A 19378-nucleotide genomic window follows, 5' to 3' on the forward strand; every position below is an offset into this window, starting at 1 on the left:
AAATGCCGGTTTTTCATACGGGAGGAAGAGTCGATGAAATACCTTAAGACACTTCTGGCAGCGGGGGCGATGAGCCTTGCCAGCCTGCCGGCATTTGCCCAGCAGGACATCACCTGGTGGGACTTTCTGAGCGGTGGTGACGGCGTTCGCATGAAAGCGTTGATCGCACGCTTCAACGAAGAACATCCGGACGTCAAGATCAACGGAACCACTCTGGAATGGGGCGTGCCCTTCTACACCAAGGTGCGCACTTCCGTTGCCGTTGGCCAGGGCCCGGACGTGATGACCTATCACCTGTCGCGCATGCCGCTCGGGCTTGAGGAAAATGTGCTGGACGTGATCAGTGATGAAGATCTTGCCACCGCCGGTCTCAGCAAGGATGACTTCTTCCCGGCAGCCATTGCCGCCGCGAGCGATGCGGACGGCAAGCTCCACGCAGTGCCGTTCGATATCCACGCCATCGTGCTCTACGTAAACAAGACCTATTTCGAAGGATCCCGCTTCCTCGATGACCAGGGCAATCTGACCGGCATTGAAAGCCTCGCCGATTTCGAGGAAGCGCTTGCGCTTGCCAAGGAAAACGGCTCCGAAGCTCCCGTCTCCTACGCAACAGGTGATGACGGCGGCACCTACCGGGTCTTCTTCACCCTGCTCAAGCAGCAAGGCGGCGAGCTGATCACCGACGGCGAGGTTCTGGCAGGCGACAATCTGGACAAGGCCGCCAATGCCATCGAGATCATGACCAACTGGCACAAGCAGAGCTGGCAGCCGGAGCAGGCCGAATACGAAGCCTCCGTTGCGTTGTTCACGTCCGGCAAGGCCGCTTTTCACATGAACGGCGTCTGGGAAGTGCCGACCATGGTCGACATGGCGGAAAAGGGAACGCTCGGGTTCGACTGGGGTGCGGTACAAATTCCGACGCTGCTTGGAACCACGGCCACCTGGGCGGATTCCCACGCCTTCGCCATTCCTCAGGGAACGGAAATGAGCCCGGAAAAACGCGCGGCGGTGATGACCGCAATCGGCTGGATGGAGAAGAACTCGATCTCCTGGGCCGGGGCAGGACATATTCCAGCCTACAAACCTGTCGCGACCAGCGATGAATTCGGGGAAATGGAACCCAACGCCACCTATTCGTCACTCGCCGAAACCGCGGCCTACGATCCAAGGTCGCCGATCGCAGGGGTGGCCTCGCCTGTCTATGATGCAGCCATCAACATCATCTCGCCCGCCATGCATGGTTATCTGGAGCCCGCGCAGGCAGCACAGCAGATGAAAGACGAGCTTCAGTCGAAGCTTCAATAGACGAAGGCTTTGCCCGGGACGCCTGCCGCACGCACACAATATGCGGCAGGCGTCTCCTGCGGCGAGAAAAGGACGATTACTCAAGTGGCCATGATTACCAACCGGCGCAGGGAAGTGGCGGTCGCCATGACGCTCATCGCGCCCTTTGTCCTGACCTTCGTGCTGGTCTTTCTCTATCCGACGATCCGGATGATCGAGCTGAGCTTTACCAACGCGCCTTTGATCGGTCCGGGGGAATGGGTCGGCCTTGCCAATTTCAAACGGCTGCTTACCGACAACCTCTTCTATACATCTCTGAAGAACAACGGTTATTTCGTTCTCCTGACCGTCGTTCCAACGACCGCACTGGCCCTTGCCATTGCAATGATGATCACGCGCCTCAAGGGGCCGCTTCAGGCGCTGATCCTCGCGCTTTTCTTTCTTCCCTACATTCTGCCCGTGTCGGTGGTGACGCAAATCTGGGCCTGGATGCTGGACTTCCAGTTTGGCGTGCTGCAGCCGGTGTTCGCGTTCTTTACCGGTAAACCGGTACCGGTCTTCAAGAACCCCTATTGGGTCATGCCGACGGTCGCCACGGTGACAATCTGGTGGACCAACGGTTTCAACGTACTTCTGTTCATCGCGGGCCTTCGAAACATCTCCAGCGATTACTATGAAGCAGCGGCACTGGACGGGGCGACACGCTGGCAACTGTTCACCAAGGTCACCTGGCCCCTGCTTTGGCCGGTAACCGCCCTTGTTCTGACCCTTCAGCTGATCCTGCAGCTCAAGATTTTCGACCAGATCTACCTGTTGTCGTCCGGCGGACCGTTCAATTCGTCCTACGTTCTGCTTCTGATGGTCTACCGGGAAGCCTTCCAGTTGAACCACGGCGGCTATGCCTCTGCCATCGCCCTTGTTCTGTTTGTGCTGATCGTGGTCGTGTCGGTGCTGCAGTTTCAGTTGCTGCGCGCGGGAGGGAACAAGCAATGAAGACCCGCAAACTGGAAAACTGGGTTCTGGGCATCGGCAGCCTCTTGGCGGCGGCCATCTGGATCTTCCCTCTCTACTGGGCGTTCATTACCTCGATCCGCACCGAGGAAAGGGTCGTCAGCGAGGGCGCGGGTGTCATTCCCGACGAGTTCAACCTGGCCTCCTACATCGACGTTCTGTTCGATACCAAGCTGCTCAACTGGTACTGGAACTCCATCGGCACATCCGTGATCATCACGCTGGTTGTCATTGTCTCCGGAATGATGTGCGCCTATGCCATCTCCCAGATGCGCTTTCCCGGCCGGAGGCTGCTTTACGGCGTGGTGCTCGCCAGTTTCATGGTGCCCTCGCAGGCACTTGTGGTGACGCAGTTCATCCTGATGAACGACATGGGCCTGATAAACACCTGGGCCGGCATCATCCTGCCGCAGCTCATCGTTCCGGTGGTGATCATCGTCTACAAGCAGTTCTTTGACGCCGTACCGAAGGAAATGCGCGAGGCCGTCGTCCTGGATGGCGGCGGTGACTATACGCTGCTGTTCAGGATCTACCTGCCGCTCAACTGGGGCATCACGACCGCTCTGGCGATCATCACCTTCATCATGGCCTGGAACCAGTTTCTCTGGCCCTTCCTCGTCATCACAACGGAAAACCAGATGACGATCCCGGTCGGCATCACCCAGGTGAACGATGCCTTCGGCGTCTATTACGCCCGTCTGATGTCCGTCGCGCTTCTGGGTGCCATGCCCGTTGCCGTTGCCTATCTGATCTTCCAGAAGAAGGTGACGGAAGCCGTCATGATCTCCTCGGGCGTGAAAGGCTGAAGCCTGCCCTTTCGGAAGCATTTCTTCTTCCGGTTTCCTGTAACTCCTCGGCCCCGCGAACAATGTCGCGGGGCAATCGGTATTCTGCAGGCACTTGGATGCAGGCGCTGCAGTTCATATGTCTACGTCAACAAGATCAGAATGACGAAGACAGTTGAGCACTCACACCGTGTGTGTTTGGCAGACGGATGAGGAGTTCAGAATGACAGTTGGAGCCGGTCTCCCGATAGTCCTGGCGGGACCGATCCTGCGACATATCACGGCGAACAACGTTAGCGTCTGGCTCGCCACTTCCCGACATTGCGATGTTCGATTTGAGTTTTTCCCCGAAGCACAGCCGGACCTCAACCAGACCTATGAAACCGGCGATCAGGACTGGCAGGTTCTGAAGGCGGGAGAAAGCCTCTATTATCATCTCGTCGATATCGAACTGGGCACTTCGCTGCCGATCGATGTCCTGATTTCCTATCGCCTGAGCGTCAAGCCGACTGGTGAAGCTGAGCAAGCGTGGCAGGACCACACGGTGTGGGCTCCCGATCTCTGCTATCCGGGACGTGACCTGCCTTGTTTCAAGGTGCCGGACCGTATCACCTCCCTGTTCCACGGGTCCTGCCGCAAGCCGCATGCGCAAACCCCGGACGGCCTTGCCGGAGCCGACGTTGTCCTGAGGCAGGCCCTTGGCCCTGAGGGCGAAACCACAGCCGGCAGTCCCGCCTTGCCATCGCTGCTCGTGATGAGCGGTGACCAGGTTTATGCCGACGACGTTGCCGGACCGATGTTGCAGGCAATCAGCCTGCTTGTCGAAAAACTGGGCCTGCCGGACGAACCGCTGGACGGCGTTGAGCCTGGGCTACCTGCGTCCGGCAACGAACTGCGGAATGTCGGCAACCTGCTCTATCACCGCGATACGCTTCTGCCCCGGGTCTACAAGAACAAGACCGTGTTCGACGTCCTGTTCGGAGGCACCGAAAAGCCGGTTTTCACAACCCAGCACGCCCGCAACCACCTCGTCACACTCGGCGAAATGCTGGCCATGTATCTGCTGGTCTGGTCGCCGGCATCCTGGCAAGGCATGCCGGAGCTGAAAGCGCCGGAAGGCCTGGAGGCCAAGGACGCGGAGATGTACGCCGAAGAGACGGTGACGCTAAAGGATTTCCGGGCTGATCTGCCTGCCTGCAGACGGGTCATGGCGCATCTTCCAACGGCGATGATTTTTGATGATCACGACATCACCGACGACTGGAACCTGTCACTTGCGTGGGAACAGGCCGCTTACAGCCATCCTTTGTCGCGCCGGGTGATCGGCAATGCCTTGGTCGCCTATGCTCTGAACCAGGCCTGGGGAAACCGGGCACGCACCATCGGTCCGGACATTCTTCCGCCCGTGCAGGCCGCGCTTGCCGATCCCGGGTCCGAGGCGCATGAGACCGCGATCACCACGCTGCTTGAATACGAGGAGTGGGACTATCAGTGGCAGACGTCCCCGCCGTTGATCGTTCTGGACACGCGCACGCGGCGCTGGCGGTCAGAACGCAACGCGCATAATCCCTCTGGCCTTCTGGACTGGGAAGCAGCCACAGACCTTCAGACCCACCTGAAAGGCAAGGACGCCGTTCTGCTTGTGTCCGCTGCCCCGATCTTCGGCGTCAAGCTGATCGAAACGGTGCAGAAGATGTTCACGCTGGCCGGCAAGCCGCTGACTGTCGACGCGGAATACTGGATGGCGCATTCGGGAACCGCCAGTGCGATCCTGAATGTGTTCGGTCACCGCGGCACCCCCCGGCACTTTGTCATCCTCTCCGGCGATGTGCACTACTCGTTCGTCTATGACGTTGAACTGCGCCAGACCGCACCGAGCCTGTCCGGTGCGACCGACGACGGATCAAAGATCTGGCAGATCTGCAGCAGCGGGATAAAGAACAAATGGCCGGACAAGCTGATCAAGATTCTGGATCGCGGCAACCGATGGGCGTTTTCACCCCGTTCGCCGCTGAACTGGTTCACCAAACGCCGTGGTATGCGTGTCATCCCGCGCAAGCCCGTCGGAACGCCACATGGCCGCCGGATCCTGAACGCGTCGGGGATCGGCCTTGTGGAGCTGGACGAGACGGGCGCGCCCGTCGACATTCACCAGGTTCTGCCGGACGGTTCGCTGGTGTCGTTTGAACGCCGTGAAGCCGAAGCCCGGGACGACTGACCGTTCCGGCGGACGGTTCTGCTTCAGCGCGTTACCGCCATCAAGGCGCTTCCACCGATCATGAACCCGCCCCCGGCATAGCCCATGCGGCGCCGGGCGAGGCGTGTCTGAAAAAGTTTGCGCGCACGCGCGGCGATCAACGCATAGCCCGCCAGAAGCACCATGACGACAACGCTTGAGGTCAGTGTCAGCACAACGAGTTGAACCGTCATGTCTGCGGCCGGGTCGATGAACTGAGCGAGGAAGGCCATGTAAAAGACGATCGCCTTGGGATTGAAGATAGCCGTCAGGGTACCTGCCCAGAAACTGCCCCACGCAGACCCTGCGCGTATGCCCGGTTCAAGGGCAACGCTGTCGCGACGTGCCGCCCTGATCTGGCTGTAACCCAGCCAGGCGAGATAGACGACGCCTGTCCATTTCACGATCTGGAACAGCACAGTGGACGCGGCCAGAATGGCGCCGACACCTGCGAAGGAAAGGCCTGTCAGAACGATACTTCCGACAACGTCGCCGAGAATGCACATCACAGCAGCGGTTTTGCCGCGCATCAAGGTTTGCCCGACAACCAGCATGACACTTGGTCCCGGAATGATGGTCAGAACGACACAAGCGAGTGTGTAGGCAAGCCAGGTTTCCAGAGACACGTTCAACTCTCCCTTGGGGTCAGGCAGCGGCGGGTTGCGGCAAGAGGCAGTGAGGCGAGGAGCGCGGCACACCCGATGAGGAGTATGCCGGCCAGATCTGCCCTGTCTGGCATATCCGCAAAGAAGACGACACCCCAAACCACCGCGAAAACGAGGTAACCATTGTCGAAAAGCCCGATCAGAGGTGCCGGTGCCAACTGATAGGCAAATGCCACGGCCACCGTGATGAGGGCAAGCAGCAGACCCAGCAGGATCAGAAGTCCCCACGCAGCAGCTGAAAGAGCTGGCCAGGCGCTCAGCAGGAACCCTGCCCCGGCAGGGACGGAAAAGAGATGAAGCCCCAGCACGTAGGCACCGCCCGCCAAGGCAAGCACCAGGTTCAGATTGAACGCCATTGCCAGCGGTGCCTCCTTCCGGCACCTGGCCGACGTGACGACCGCCGCTAGCGCATAAAAGAAGCCTGCCAGCAAGGGCAAGACCACTGCCGGAGACATGTCATCAATTCCCGGCCGGAGGAGCATGACAACACCCGCCATCCCGAGAACAATTGCAACCGTGCCTTTTGCACCGACGGGCCTTCCCTGAAAGACAGATGTCAGAATGGCCATCCACAGGGGCGCGGTGTAATAGCAGGCTGCCGCAAGTGACAGCGGCATCAGCGGCAATGCGGCGTAGTAACAGCCCCACATCAGTGCAAGGCATACGCTGCGCGTCCAGACCCAGACGTTTGCCGCAAGAAGGGGCTGTGATGGGCGCCCTGTGTACGCGAATGCCAGCCCAAGCAGAATGGCTGCGACGAATGAGCGGACCAGAAGCAACTGCCCAAGCGCGATACTGCCGCTGTTCAGTTTGACCAAGGCGTCGGACAAGGACAGCAACAGCACTGCTCCGGTAATCGAAATGATCCCGGCAAGGAGCGATCCAGCTTGTTGTTTCGGCAGAAATAAAGATATCATTTCAGCATGGAAGCATGTCCACTATCTTTGTAAAAATGAGAAATTTCGAGAAATACATAATTGAAACGCATGCATAAGGATGACCTCTCACTGGCCCGCCTGAAACCGTTCGAGGCTGCTGCCCGATATGAAAGTTTCACACGCGCGGCCGATGAACTCGGCCTGACCCAGACGGCCATCAGCCGGCAAATTGGTCAGCTTGAAGAGGAACTGGGTGTCCGCCTGTTCGAGCGGCGCAACCGCGCGGTGTTCCTTACCGAGGAAGGAAAACGCCTGGGCCAGGTTGTCGGAGAAGCACTCAGGGCAATCCGCACGGAAGTTGCCGCCATCCGCGGGACAGGCGATCCAGATACCATCGTCCTGCGATGCCAGCTATGCGAAGCTTTCTACTGGCTGATGCCGCGTCTCTCGGGTTTCCACGCGGCACATCCTGAAATCCAGCTTCAACTGGTCAGCGCATTGGAACCCCTGACGGAGGCGCGCGAACCATTTGACGTCGCCCTTCAGACCACCGGGCGGGCGGCCGGAGCGGCACGGTTGGTGTTCACGGCATCCGACGAGATCTTCCCGGTCTGCGCTCCGGCGCTCTTGAAGGACGTTTCGTTGCCGCTGACACCGCAAGAGGTCTCCACCTTGCCTCTCCTGTCGCACCGTGTGGTGCCACAGGACTGGTTTGACTGGCCGGACTGGTTCGAAGCTGTCGGCGTTCCACGACCCGCCCACAAGAAGGTCATCTATTTCGACAGCTACCCGCTTGTCCTTCAGGCCGCCGTTGCCGGTCAGGGTGTTGCCCTCGGCTGGAAGCGCACGGTGGACGGCCTGATCGACGAAGGCAAGTTGCGCTCCATCTGTGATGTTGCCCTGAAGAGACCAAGCGAAATCTCGGTTTACCGAGGCACCAAACAGTCGCGGCACAGTGCCGTCGACCAGTTGATCGCGTGGCTCCGCGCAGAGCTGGCGTAACTCGGCGATACCCTTCGAAAAACCTAGCTTGGCCAGGCCAAGAACGCGTGAGGTTCAGTTATAGCGCTGTGCCATCGCTTCCAGCGGCAGCGGGCGAATGCGGCTGGCGTGGCCGGCTGTTCCGAAAGCCTCGAAACGGTCGCGGCACACCTGCGCCATCAACTCCATGGCCGGCTTCAGGTATTTGCGTGGATCGAATTCGGACGGATCGTTCGTCAGGGCCTTGCGTACGGCTGCCGTCATTGCCAGGCGGTTGTCGGTGTCGATGTTCACCTTGCGCACACCGCTCTTGATGCCGCGCTGGATTTCCTCGACCGGAACGCCCCAGGTCGGGCGAATATCACCGCCGTAGGAATTGATGATTTCCTGGAGATCTTCCGGCACCGAAGACGATCCGTGCATGACGAGGTGCGTGTTCGGCAGACGGGCGTGAATGGCCTCGATCACATTCATTGCCAGAACGCTGCCGTCCGGCTTGCGCGTGAACTTGTAGGCGCCGTGGCTGGTGCCCATGGCAACGGCAAGCGCATCGACGCCCGTGTCGGCAACGAACCGTTCAGCTTCTGCCGGGTCGGTCAGGAGCTGGTCTTCGCTCAGCTTTTCGGTTGCGCCATGTCCGTCTTCCTGATCGCCCATGCCGGTTTCGAGTGACCCGAGCACGCCAAGTTCGCCTTCCACCGACACGCCGGCCGCATGAGCCATGTCCACGACCTGCCGGGTTATGCCCGCGTTATAGGCATAGTTGGCAGGCGTCTTGCCATCCGCTTCCAGCGAACCGTCCATCATCACGGAGGTGAAGCCATGCTGGATAGCAGTCACGCAGGTTGCCAGGTTGTTGCCGTGGTCCAGATGCATGCAAACGGGAATATCGGGATAGGTTTCGGCGAAACCATCAATCAGGCGGGCCAGCACCCTGTCGCCGGCGTAGGCCCGTGCACCCCTGCTTGCCTGCAGGATGACCGGCGCATCGCAATCGGCCGCGGCGCGCATGACAGCCATGCCCTGTTCCATGTTGGAAATGTTGAACGCAGGCACAGCGTAGCCGTTGTCAGCTGCGTGATCCAGCAGCTGACGCAAAGTGATGCGGGCCATCAAAAGCTCCTTAGGTGTTGTCCGTGCAATAGGTAATGAACATGTCGACGTTTTCGGGTGACCCGAAAATCAACGGAATGTTCTGGTGCAGGCTCTCGGGCATCAGGTCGAGGATAGGCGTTTGCCCGTCCGTCGCCTTGCCGCCGCCCTGCTCGATCAGAAACGCGATCGGCACCGCTTCATAGACCAGACGCAAGCGCCCGTTCTCATAGCCGGGCCGCCGGTCGCCTGGGTAAAAGAACAAACCGCCCTGAAGCAGGATCCGGTGAAACTCGCCAACCGCGGAGGCCAGCCAGCGCATGTTGTAGTTTTCGCCAAGACGCCCCTCCTTGCCTTTCAGAACGTCATCTGAAAAGCGCCGGACCGCATCCGGCCAATGACGGGCATTGGAGGCGTTGAAGGCAAGTGTTCTTGATTTAGCGGGCACCTGATGGTTCTCCCGCAACATGCGGAAGACACCCGTAGCGCGGTCGAAGACAGCAAGGTGAAGGCCGTTGCCCAGGCTGAACCCCAGGTCTGTGGAATGGCCAAACGAAACATATCCCGCCGCAATGACGGATCTGCCCGTGCACAGAAAACCCTGGTCCGATGCCGGCAGGATCGAGAACAGGGTCCCGAGCGGAGCGCCTGTTCCGATACTGCCGGATCCGTCGATGGGGTCGATGGCAACGTCAAGCGTGCCTTCCGGGTTGAGAACAATGATCTCTTCGGCTTCTTCCGAAAGCAGCTGGCGGACACCCGCTGCCCGCAGCACCTCGACCATGTGAAGATGGGCACCGACGTCGAGTGCCTTCTGCTTGTCGCCACTTTCATTGGTGCCGACGACCTCGCCGGGGTCCCCCGGCAACCGGCCTGCGGCAAGCCTGTCTGCCAGGACGCCGGTCGCATCCGCAATGGCCTGAAGAACGGCGGCAGTATCGCTCGCCCCATGCTGTCTTGCCAGATACGCCTGCAGCGTTTCGGCATTCACGTCCGTATCGTTCGGAAGTCTCAGCATGGTCTCATCATTCCTCGGGTCAGCAATTTCGATCAGACCGCATGATACTTCGAATCGACGGCATTGATCGCGTCAACATTGCTAGCAGAGCGGCCGTTGACGTCGAATGTTTCCTTCAGGAAGGCGTCGGCGATGGATTTGGCGAGTTCGGGGCCAACCACGCGCGCGCCCATGGTGATGATCTGGGCATTGTTGGAAAGGGCTGCCCGCTCGGCGGAGTAGGTGTCGTGGGTCAGTGCGGCGCGAATGCCCGGCACCTTGTTGGCGGCAATGCACACACCGATACCGGTTCCGCACACCAGGATCGCCCGGTCGTAGGCACCGGAGATCACCTGGCTGGCAACACGCTCGGACAGATTGGCATAAAACGCATCCGGCCCTTCGGGCGTTCTGGAGATCTCGTCGACCTCGAAACGATCCTTCAGGTAGTCCGCCAGCAGTTTCGCAAGGCCTTCGCCTGCACTGTCGCCCGCAATTGCAAGTTTCATGTCAAACCTCTCCGAGTTTCGACGAGCACCTGGCGAGAATGTCGAGGTAACCCTCGACTTCCCAGGCGGATCGCCCGATGAACAGCCCGTCCACATGAGGACAGGAAATGAGCTCTTCGCAGTTTCCGGGATTGACCGACCCGCCATAGAGGCAGGGGATACGCCGGTTGAGGACGTCCTCTGCAACGGCAATAATCTCCGCCTGGCGGGCGTCTGCATAGTCCGACGTTGCCGGCACACCATTGACGCCGATTGCCCAGACCGGTTCATAGGCAAGCAGGATCTCGGCCTGTTTCTGCCCATCGGACAGATTGCCAAGAGCCGCGCGAACCTGTGCCTCAAGCACCGCCTGTGCCTGTCCTGCCTCTTTTTCCGCCAGCGTTTCGCCGATGCAGATCAACGGAACGAGCCCGTGACGCACGGCCGCTTCGGTCTTCAGGCCGACGGCCTCATCGGTTTCACCGAAAAAACTGCGCCGTTCGGAATGCCCAAGTTCGACAATGTCGAGACCGCAATCGGTCAGCATGAGCGGCGAGACTTCTCCCGTCCACGCCCCTGCATCTTCCCAGTGCATGTTCTGCGCGCCGACCTTCACCGATGTGCCTGCGAGCATCGCCTTCACTTCGCGCACCGCGGTGAAGGGAGGGATGACAAACCGCTGGATCCGGGGATCCCGATCCGCGTCGGACGTGACAAGCCCGTCCGCAAACCGTCTGGCATCTGCCAGCAGCTTGTTCATTTTCCAGCTCGTACCGACCCATTTTCCGGTGAGGGCAGCCATTCGCTCAGTCCTTTGCGATCATCAGCTTGAGCCCCGCCGCCTCGATTTCCTTCGCCGCATCTCCGGCCGGCCGGTCATCCGTGATGATCCAGTCGAACCGATCCAGATCGGCAAGGGTATGAAGTGCGGTGCGTCCGAAACGCGTGTGATTGACGAGCAGGCAACGCCGAGACGCAGCACCCATCATCTTTTGCTTGGAACGAACGACGTTGTCGTCCATGTGAAAGGCCTTGAGGTCCGCTACGGCCGGGGTCGACACGAAAGCGATATCCGCGCGCAACTGCGACAGCGCCGCTTCGGTAACGACGCCGAAAAAGCCGTTGAACTTGGCCGAATAGACGCCGCCGAGGCCCAAAAGGGTTATGCCGGGCTCATCCCGCAAACCATCGAGAATGGCGGCGTTGTTGGTGATGACCGTCAGCGGCCGCTTTTCCGGCAGCATCGAGCCGAGCACTGCGGCCATCGAACCGTCGTTGATCATCACGGTCATGCCGGGCTCGATCAGCTCGAGCGCCGCACGGGCCATCCGCTCCTTCGCGGCCGCGTCCTGGCGGGCCCGGATGCGGAAGTCGCTTTCGAACTGCGTTCCTGAATCCGCAGTGGCACCCCCGCGCACCTTGCGCAGCACGCCGGCCTGTTCGAGCTCGTCCAGATCCCGGTGAATTGTCATTTTCGAGACGGCAAATCGCTCCGCAAGGTCGTCGAGATCGACTTCCCTGTGTTCCACGAGCAGATCCATGATCGCCTGTCTTCGTTCTTCGCGTTTCACGCAAATCCTCCTCGTCCGGCGTTCACCGGATGCTTGATACCTAACATCACAAAATCACAAAATCAAAGTTATTTTGTGATTTTGTGATTTATTTTTGTGACTTCCTCCGCTACGCCTATGCCGTAAGCGCAGAGGAGGACCTCATGACTACAGACACATTTCTATCGTCGAAAGCAGCCCTGGACCCGGAAAATTTCAAACTCGCCAACTGTATTCGGGCGTTGTCCATAGATGCCGTCGAGGCAGCCGCTTCCGGACATCCGGGCGCGCCCATGGGTCTCGCGGATGCAGCGACCGTGCTGTTCCGCAAACACCTGAAGTTTGACGCGAAAACACCGGACTGGCCGGACAGGGACCGGTTTGTGCTGTCAAACGGTCATGCCTCCATGCTCCTCTACAGCCTGCTGCACCTGTGCGGCTATGAAGACATGACGATCGAGGAGATCCGAAATTTCCGGCAGTGGGGCTCGATAACCGCAGGTCATCCCGAGCATGGTCACGCCAAAGGCGTCGAAACCACCACCGGCCCTCTTGGCCAGGGCATTGCGACCGCTGTCGGCATGGCCCTGGCCGAACGGCGTCTTGCAGATGAGTTCGGTGATGAACTCGTAGATCACAACACTTATGTGATCGTCGGTGACGGGTGTCTTCAGGAAGGCATCGGTCAGGAAGCGATCAGCCTTGCCGGTCATCTGGGCCTTGGCAAATTGATCGTTCTCTACGACGACAATTCCATCACCATCGACGGCCCAACCAGCGTTTCCTTTTCCGAGGATGTTCCCGCCCGCTTCGCAGCCTGTGGCTGGCATGTGCAAACGTGCGACGGACATGACGGTTCTGCAGTCGACGCCGCACTGACCGCAGCCAAGGCAGCCACCGACAAGCCCTCGATGATCGCCCTGAAAACGGTGATCGGCTTTGGCTCCCCCAACAAGGCAGGCACCGCCGGCGTACATGGCGCGGCGCTTGGCAAGGACGAAGCGGACGCGACCAAGAAAGCTCTCGGATGGACGGCCCCTGCTTTCACCATTCCGGATGAACTCGCAGAAAGCTGGAAGAAGATCGGGATACGTGGCCAGGACAGCCGCGAGGCCTGGGAAGGCCGGCTGGCAGGTGCGCCTGAAGACAAGCGCCGCGAATTCGAAAGACGCGTGAGCGGCACCTTGCCGGCAGGCTATGAGGCTGCGGTCTCCAGTGCGCGTGACAGCCTCTTTTCAGAGCCCAGGTCCGCTGCTACCCGCAAGGCAAGCCAGATGGCTCTGGAAGCCCTTGCCCCGGCCCTGCCAGAAATGATCGGGGGATCAGCCGATCTGACCGGATCGAACCTGACCCGTGTTCCTGCCGTCAACAGCCAGTTTTCGCGCGAAGCGTCCGGCCGTTATATCGGTTACGGAGTTCGTGAATTTGCCATGGCGGCAGCCATGAACGGTCTCGCGCTGCATGGCGGCTTTCTGCCCTACGGCGGCACTTTCCTTGTCTTTTCCGACTATGCAAGGAACGCCATTCGCCTCTCGGCCCTGATGGGGCTGCGCTCCATCTATGTCATGACACATGATTCCATCGGTCTTGGCGAAGACGGCCCAACCCATCAGCCGGTCGAACATCTCCTCTCGCTGAGGGCAATCCCCAACCTGACGGTGTTCCGACCGGCAGACACGGTTGAAACGCTGGAAGCCTGGGACTGTGCCATTCGCTCCATGAATGCGCCGAGCCTTCTGGCCCTTTCCCGTCAGGCTGTCCCGCAACTGCGCCTGGAGCGGACAGAGGAAAACCTGACGGCACGCGGTGCCTATGTCATCCGCCAGTTCGGAGAGGGCCGCGACATCACGCTGATCGCGACCGGAACCGAAGTCGCACTGGCGGTCGAGGCAGCAGAGGGCCTGGCAGCAGATGGACTGGCCGTTGCGGTGGTATCGATGCCGTCGTGGGAACTGTTCGACGCCCAGCCGGACGCCTACCGCGCCGAAGTTCTCGGCACCGCCCCGCGCATTGCCATCGAGGCCGCGGGAAAACTTGGCTGGGCCCGTTATGTCGGCAGTGAAGACAATGTCATAGGCCTGAGTGGTTTCGGAGCTTCAGCCCCGGCCGAACGCCTCTACGAGGAATTCGGCATCACGAAAGAAGGGATTACCCGCAAGGCGAAGTCTCTGGCCGGCTGATCAAGCCGTCTGCGCATCCTGACCGGTCACGCTCCGGTCAGGGCATGCGCGGTGGTCTCGTCGGTGATGAGGCCACGCAGGCGTCCGCTGCGCAAGATAGCGCGAATGGCCTCGATCTTCTCAGGGCCACCTGCAATCGCGATGATCTGACTGTCGGCCCGTTCATCCAGCGTGGCCGCAAGCGTGCGGGCAGTCAGGGTCGTTTCGAGTGTCCGTCCACTGGCATCGAAAAAATGGCCGAGCATTTCACCAACGCCGCCACCGGCCTTGATTTCCTGGATCTCACTGAGTTCGATCATGCCGGACGAGACCAGCTGCGCCTGCGGCTCGACGGTGCCTATGCCGACGAGCTTGATATCGGCTGCGTTTGCCATGTCGAACACGTCCTGAACCCCGCGCTGCGCGAGCAGCACCTCCCGGTCTTCCGACGAATTGGCAAAGAAGGGCACCGGCATGACAAAAGCGCTCGCTGCCGTCTTTTCGGCCAGGCGATGCATGACGTCGTACGGATTGGCGGAAAAGTTGCGGGTCAATCCGCCGAGCAGGGACACGAACTGGACACCGCCTGCATCCATGCGGCTCATCAGACGAACAGCGTTGGAAAGCGTCCTGCCATGGCCAAGGCCAATGACCTTGTGCTCCTTGCGCTCGATTTCCCGGCGGATGAAATCCGCACCGGCCTGGCCCAGAGCCCGCAGCGGCATGCCGGGCTCGCCCAGATCCGGGGCGACATCGCAGAATTCGAGGCCAAAACGGTCGCAGAGGCTGTCCTCCAACTCGACGCATTCGATGATCGCACCATCAATGGAGACCTTCACCACCCCTTCGGCAGCCGCCTTTGCGATCAGCCGGTGCGCCTTGACCGAGGCAACCCCGAGCCGCTTTGCCACGGCCGCCTGTGTCAGTCCACCGGCGTAATGCAGCCAGGCAGCCCGCGTCGCGAGCGATTCCTCCGGGTCGATATCCCTCACCTTGCGTACCTTCCCAATAATTCGCAATGCCGCTTGCCGCCGCCAGCCGAACCGCGACGGTCACCTGATTTCAATAGCTTAGATATCGGGGCCTTGCTACCGCAAGCCCGTTGGCAAATAGCCGAAGACGCGATCAGCTAGATGTTGAGATCCTGCTGGCCCGTATCGATATGAGGTGCCCAGAAGGCAACACTCTCGGCGATCTGCGGAATGACCTGCCGGTCATTTGGCTCGCGCTCCTTGAAGCTGAGTTCCAGGCAGATCTCATTGTCCTCGGCGCCGCCTTTCGCCAAAGCTTCCAGAAGCGGCCCGGGATGGATCTGGCCGCGGGCGTTGAATTCCGCCGTAAAGGGCCGATGGCCGCTCTTGTCCAGAAGGCTCTGCTTGATGTGAATGATCGGCGACACCCGTGGAACGGCTTCGGCCCAGGCAAAGGGGTTGAAATCGTCCGGATTTGAGCTGGTCACGTCACCGTGGTCGATATCGGCCATCATCCACATCGGAATGGCCATCGGCGTGGCGGAAATTCGCTCCTGAAGGGCAAGGCAGGTCGCTATGGTCTCACCGAATTCCCGGCCAATGCTCATCGGCTCCCAGAAAACATATTCCAGACCCGCCCCCTTCGCGTGTTCGGCAACCTCCGCCCAGCAATCGATGGCGATCCTGATCAGGTCGTCCCGCCGAACCGGATCGTCGTAATCCTTGTAGGTGAAAATCGCGAACTGGGTGCCGACGGAAACGCCTCCGAGATCACCAATGATGTCGGCGAAGGTCTTGAACCAGTCTACATAATAACGCCGCACATCGGCATCTGGATGACCGAAATGATTGAGACGGCCGTAGGGGCCCGTCATACCGCTGGTCACCCGCACTCCTGTCCTGGCAAGTGACGCCGACATCTCGCGCGTCAACCGCCGGATAAGGGGCGCCGGCCAGCTGGGGTTGACGAACTCGTGCGTCAGCTGCAGGTCGCGGATCTTCAGGTCGCGTGCAACCGTCTCGATCAGATCCGCGGGATCCGCGTAGCGATTGACCAGCGGGTTTGTGTTGAGCGAAAGCGTCAGGGGCATGAAGTGTCCAGTCGTCGGGGAAATGGCAGGCGTCCGAGCCGGATATCAGGCGGCGCGTGCGGCGTATTCGGCGTTGAACCAGCTCGAGAAGGCTGCTTTTTCATCCGCACTCAGGTGCAAGCCGTGTTTGGTCCGCCGGGTCAGGATGTCATCGGCGGTCTGCGCCCATTCCTCATTGACGAGATGGCGCACCTCGGCCTCATAGAGTTGCGCGCCGAAGTGTCTGCCAAGCCCGTCCAGTGCGGTGGCCGAGCCGATTATCCGGCTGGTTCTTGCCCCGTAGCAGCGCCCGTAGTGTTTCAAAAGGGCGCGCGGCATCCACGGATAAGCCTCCCGCATCGTTTCCGAAAAGCTTTCGAAATCCGCATTCGGAATTTCGCCGCCAGGCAACGTGGCGGTTTCCGTCCAGTCGCCGCCCATCTGCGGGAAGATCCGGTCAAGCTTGTGCATCGCGCGCTCTGCAAGCTCGCGGAATGTCGTGATCTTGCCGCCGAAGACATTCAGAAGCGGGACATTGTCCGTCATGTCGAGATCGAACACATAGTCGCGCGTTACGGCAGACGGATTGCCCTTGCCGTCGTCGAACAATGGACGCACACCCGAGAAGGACGTCAGGACATCCGACCGGCGCAGCTTTGCCTTGAAGTACCTGTTCACGGCCTTGATCAGATATTCGATCTCGAATTCTTCGGCCTGCACGTCCTCGGCGCGGCCTTCATAAGCGATATCCGTGGTCCCGATCAGGGCCTTGTCGCCCTCATAGGGGTTTATGAAGATCACCCGTTTGTCGTCGTTCTGGACCAGATAGGCCTGTTGTCCCTGCCAGAACTTCGGCACGACGATATGGCTTCCCTTGACCAGCCGCACGTTCCGGCTGGAATTCGATCCGGCTACGTTCAAGATGACATCGGATACCCAGGGACCTGCCGCATTGACGATGCACCTGGCTCGAACTGTTGACGTTTCTCCGGTCTCGCTGTTGCGCAATGTTGCCAGCCAGACGCCGTTGTCGCGGCGCGCGCTGGCAACAGCCGTACGCGTGAGAACCCGGGCCCCTTTCTCGAAGGCATCCAATGCGTTGATGACAACAAGGCGGGCATCGTCGACCCAGCAGTCGGAATATTCGAAACCGCGTTTGTAATTGTCGAGGATCGGCGCGCCTTCCGGATCCCTGTGCAGATCGAGCGTCCGGGTGCCCGGCAGCTTCTTGCGGCCTCCCAGGTGATCGTAGAGAAACAAGCCGAGACGCACAAGCCAGGCCGGGCGGTCCGCCGGGCTGTGCGGCAGCACGAAGCGCATGGGCCAGATGATATGGCTGGCAGAATTCATGAGCACTTCCCGCTCGATCAGTGCTTCGCGCACGAGCCGGAATTCATAATATTCCAGATACCGCAGACCACCGTGAACCAGCTTGCCCGACCGGGATGACGTTCCTTGCGCAAGGTCGTCCTTTTCGCAGAGCCAGACGGACAGTCCCCGGCCGGCAGCGTCGCGCGCAATGCCGGCGCCATTGATGCCACCACCAATCACCAAAAGATCGATCGTCTGCGTTTCGCTCGTCATTTCATGCTCCTGTGGTGACACTGCTGGCAGGTTCCGTCTCGTCGCGGCTCTCGGTGCGCAGTTTCGCGAGCAGGTCCCATGTGCCTGCAAGATCCCTGCGAAGACCTGCAAAGACCGGGAAAATAGTCTCGTAGGACCGGACCAGGCCGGGATCGGGTGCTTCCGCCTGTCCAAGCAAGGGCGTGACCCACTCGCTGATGCAGCTGCGCATGTCCGGATAAACGCCGGTGGCAACCGCCGCCATCATTGCGGCACCCGCCGCTCCGGCCTCGTCCCGCGCCGAGACGCGAACCGGTGCGTTCACCGCAGCTGCCAGTATCTGACGTAGTGCCGGGGAGCGTGCCGCGCCTCCGGTCAACCGAAGTTCGGAAGGGAGTGCTCCCATTGCGGCGTAGCAATCACGGGCGGCCATACCGAGACCTTCCGCCACCGCACGCACCAGATCCGCGTAGCCATTTGCGGCGGAAAGCCCAGTAAATCCGGCGCGGGCGTTGGCATTGACGAAGGGGCCGCGTTCGCCAGCTTCAGAGATGTAGGGGTGATAGAGGATGGCTCCCGGCTTGCCGGCGGCAAGCCAGCCCTCGATGTGGGACACCAGATCGCGGTGAGAGACATCCTGTCCCATGCCGCGCATCACGTCCGCGGCAATGTTGAGAACCCAGTCAAGATTGAGCGTAGCCGACATGTTGGTCTGCACCTGGGTGACGATGCCCGGCACCGGTAACGCAATCACATAACCTGTGCCTTCAGCATTGAGGTGCACTTCTTCTGCTGGCTTGGCATGCATGTGCACACCGGTGGAGCCAATCGTCGAACAAGCGGCATCCGCTTCGCCCGTGTAGACACCGGCGCCAAGTGCCGTCATCACCATGTCGACGTAGCCGAGCGAAACCGGTGTCCCAGCCCGAAGGCCCGTCACCTTCGCGGCTGCATCGCTCAGCCCGTGGGTCGTTTCCGTTCCCTCGACGATCTCCGGCAGCAGATGCCGCCGGTGCCTGAGGCCGAGCGCTTCGATAGCCACATCATTATATTGCCGGGTCCGGAAATTGCCGAAAGTGAAACTAGCCTCGGACGGGTCCGTTGCCCGGACACCCGTGAGGTTCAGGTAGAGCCAGTCCTTGCAATGAAGCGCGACTTCCGCGCGGTCCAGGCTTGCCGGATCAAACCGGTCCATATGCGCAAGCTGGGCGCCTTGCTGACAGGTATTCAGCCCTGTTCCCGTTGCCTCGAACCGGGCCCGGTTCAGCGCATTTCCTTCCAGCCGGCTGACAGTAGGTGCGGCGCGGGCATCAAGCCAAAGCCAGGCGTCACCGACCGGAACATTGTCCCGCCCCACCAGCCAGGTTCCGTCTCCCTGCGCGGTCACGCCGATCGCGACAGTCCGCCCGCTCAGGCCTTCGACCAAATTACCAAGCTGTTTCAGGGCTGTGACACAGTCCTGCCAGGTTCGGCTCATGCACTGGGTCGCGGCACCTCCGGCGCCGGTGTCATAGGCATTCGTGACCGAAGCCACCGCAATCTGGGTGCCTGAAAGGTCGAACGCCACCGCTTTCACCACGGACGTGCCGGAGTCGATTCCGATAAGAATGTCGCCCTTATGCATGATGGCGTCCACCGCCCGAGCCAT

The 19378-nt window shown here is 60.4% G+C and carries 17 protein-coding genes; 6 read left to right on the forward strand and 11 right to left on the reverse strand.

Annotated features, from left to right (window positions below):
* Positions 1–33: 33 nt before the first annotated feature.
* From FIV05_RS30275 to FIV05_RS30290, 4 genes are all read left to right on the forward strand, one after another.
* Positions 34–1305, forward strand: coding sequence for an extracellular solute-binding protein (locus FIV05_RS30275; RefSeq protein WP_152512293.1), 1272 nt, complete (start codon positions 34–36; stop codon positions 1303–1305).
* A gap of 90 nt (positions 1306–1395) precedes the next feature.
* Positions 1396–2277, forward strand: coding sequence for a sugar ABC transporter permease (locus FIV05_RS30280; RefSeq protein ID WP_023001417.1), 882 nt, complete (start codon positions 1396–1398; stop codon positions 2275–2277).
* A complete protein-coding gene (locus tag FIV05_RS30285; RefSeq protein WP_152512292.1) occupies positions 2274–3101 on the forward strand; it encodes a carbohydrate ABC transporter permease in 828 nt (275 codons plus the stop codon). The genes FIV05_RS30280 and FIV05_RS30285 overlap by 4 nt, the downstream gene beginning before the upstream one ends.
* Positions 3102–3303: 202 nt before the next feature.
* Positions 3304–5298, forward strand: a complete 1995-nt coding sequence (locus tag FIV05_RS30290) for an alkaline phosphatase family protein (protein ID WP_152512291.1) — start codon at positions 3304–3306, stop codon at positions 5296–5298.
* Positions 5299–5321: 23 nt separating this feature from the next.
* On the opposite strand, the gene FIV05_RS30295 is transcribed toward FIV05_RS30290, so the two are convergent.
* Entirely contained in the window at positions 5322–5942 is a 621-nt protein-coding gene (locus tag FIV05_RS30295) for a LysE family translocator (protein ID WP_286202321.1), read from the reverse strand.
* A 2-nt stretch (positions 5943–5944) separates the two neighbouring features.
* Positions 5945–6898, reverse strand: coding sequence for a DMT family transporter (locus tag FIV05_RS30300; protein ID WP_152512289.1), 954 nt, complete (start codon positions 6896–6898; stop codon positions 5945–5947).
* 69 nt (positions 6899–6967) lie between these two features.
* Here FIV05_RS30300 and FIV05_RS30305 point away from each other — a divergent pair, with 69 nt between their 5' ends.
* Positions 6968–7861 (forward strand): LysR substrate-binding domain-containing protein, encoded by an 894-nt coding sequence (locus FIV05_RS30305; RefSeq protein WP_152512485.1) that lies wholly within the window; start codon positions 6968–6970, stop codon positions 7859–7861.
* A gap of 54 nt (positions 7862–7915) precedes the next feature.
* Here the strand turns inward: FIV05_RS30305 and fba are convergent, their stop codons facing one another.
* From fba to FIV05_RS30330, 5 genes are read right to left on the reverse strand one after another with little or no spacing between them, the layout of a single operon-like run.
* Positions 7916–8953 (reverse strand): class II fructose-bisphosphate aldolase, encoded by a 1038-nt coding sequence (fba, locus tag FIV05_RS30310; protein ID WP_055660946.1) that lies wholly within the window; start codon positions 8951–8953, stop codon positions 7916–7918.
* A gap of 10 nt (positions 8954–8963) precedes the next feature.
* A complete protein-coding gene (locus FIV05_RS30315; RefSeq protein WP_152512288.1) occupies positions 8964–9950 on the reverse strand; it encodes a class 1 fructose-bisphosphatase in 987 nt (328 codons plus the stop codon).
* A 32-nt stretch (positions 9951–9982) separates the two neighbouring features.
* Complete coding sequence (locus FIV05_RS30320; RefSeq protein WP_023001425.1) at positions 9983–10438, reverse strand: RpiB/LacA/LacB family sugar-phosphate isomerase; 456 nt, start codon at positions 10436–10438, stop codon at positions 9983–9985.
* A 1-nt stretch (position 10439) separates the two neighbouring features.
* Positions 10440–11219: a triose-phosphate isomerase gene (locus FIV05_RS30325; RefSeq protein WP_152512287.1), complete on the reverse strand. Its 780-nt coding sequence runs from the start codon at positions 11217–11219 to the stop codon at positions 10440–10442.
* Between the two features lie 4 nt (positions 11220–11223).
* The gene (locus FIV05_RS30330) at positions 11224–11988 is read right to left on the reverse strand and encodes a DeoR/GlpR family DNA-binding transcription regulator (RefSeq protein WP_152512286.1); all 765 of its coding nucleotides are present in this window, start codon (positions 11986–11988) and stop codon (positions 11224–11226) included.
* Between the two features lie 143 nt (positions 11989–12131).
* Here FIV05_RS30330 and tkt point away from each other — a divergent pair, with 143 nt between their 5' ends.
* Entirely contained in the window at positions 12132–14147 is a 2016-nt protein-coding gene (tkt, locus tag FIV05_RS30335) for a transketolase (RefSeq protein ID WP_152512285.1), read from the forward strand.
* Positions 14148–14173: 26 nt separating this feature from the next.
* Here the strand turns inward: tkt and FIV05_RS30340 are convergent, their stop codons facing one another.
* The 4 genes from FIV05_RS30340 to FIV05_RS30355 all read right to left on the reverse strand — a co-directional run bounded on the left by FIV05_RS30340 (position 14174) and on the right by FIV05_RS30355 (position 19357).
* A complete protein-coding gene (locus tag FIV05_RS30340; RefSeq protein WP_055661105.1) occupies positions 14174–15109 on the reverse strand; it encodes a sugar-binding transcriptional regulator in 936 nt (311 codons plus the stop codon).
* 146 nt (positions 15110–15255) lie between these two features.
* A complete protein-coding gene (locus FIV05_RS30345) occupies positions 15256–16188 on the reverse strand; it encodes a TIM barrel protein (protein WP_152512284.1) in 933 nt (310 codons plus the stop codon).
* 45 nt (positions 16189–16233) lie between these two features.
* Positions 16234–17751 carry a glycerol-3-phosphate dehydrogenase gene (locus FIV05_RS30350; protein ID WP_152512283.1) on the reverse strand — a complete coding sequence of 506 codons (1518 nt, stop codon included), beginning with the start codon at positions 17749–17751 and terminating at the stop codon, positions 16234–16236.
* 1 nt (position 17752) lies between these two features.
* Positions 17753–19357, reverse strand: coding sequence for an FGGY-family carbohydrate kinase (locus tag FIV05_RS30355; RefSeq protein WP_152512484.1), 1605 nt, complete (start codon positions 19355–19357; stop codon positions 17753–17755).
* Positions 19358–19378: the final 21 nt, after the last annotated feature.

The sequence above is a fragment of the Labrenzia sp. THAF191a genome (genome assembly GCF_009363335.1).
GTDB lineage: Bacteria > Pseudomonadota > Alphaproteobacteria > Rhizobiales > Stappiaceae > Roseibium > Roseibium algicola.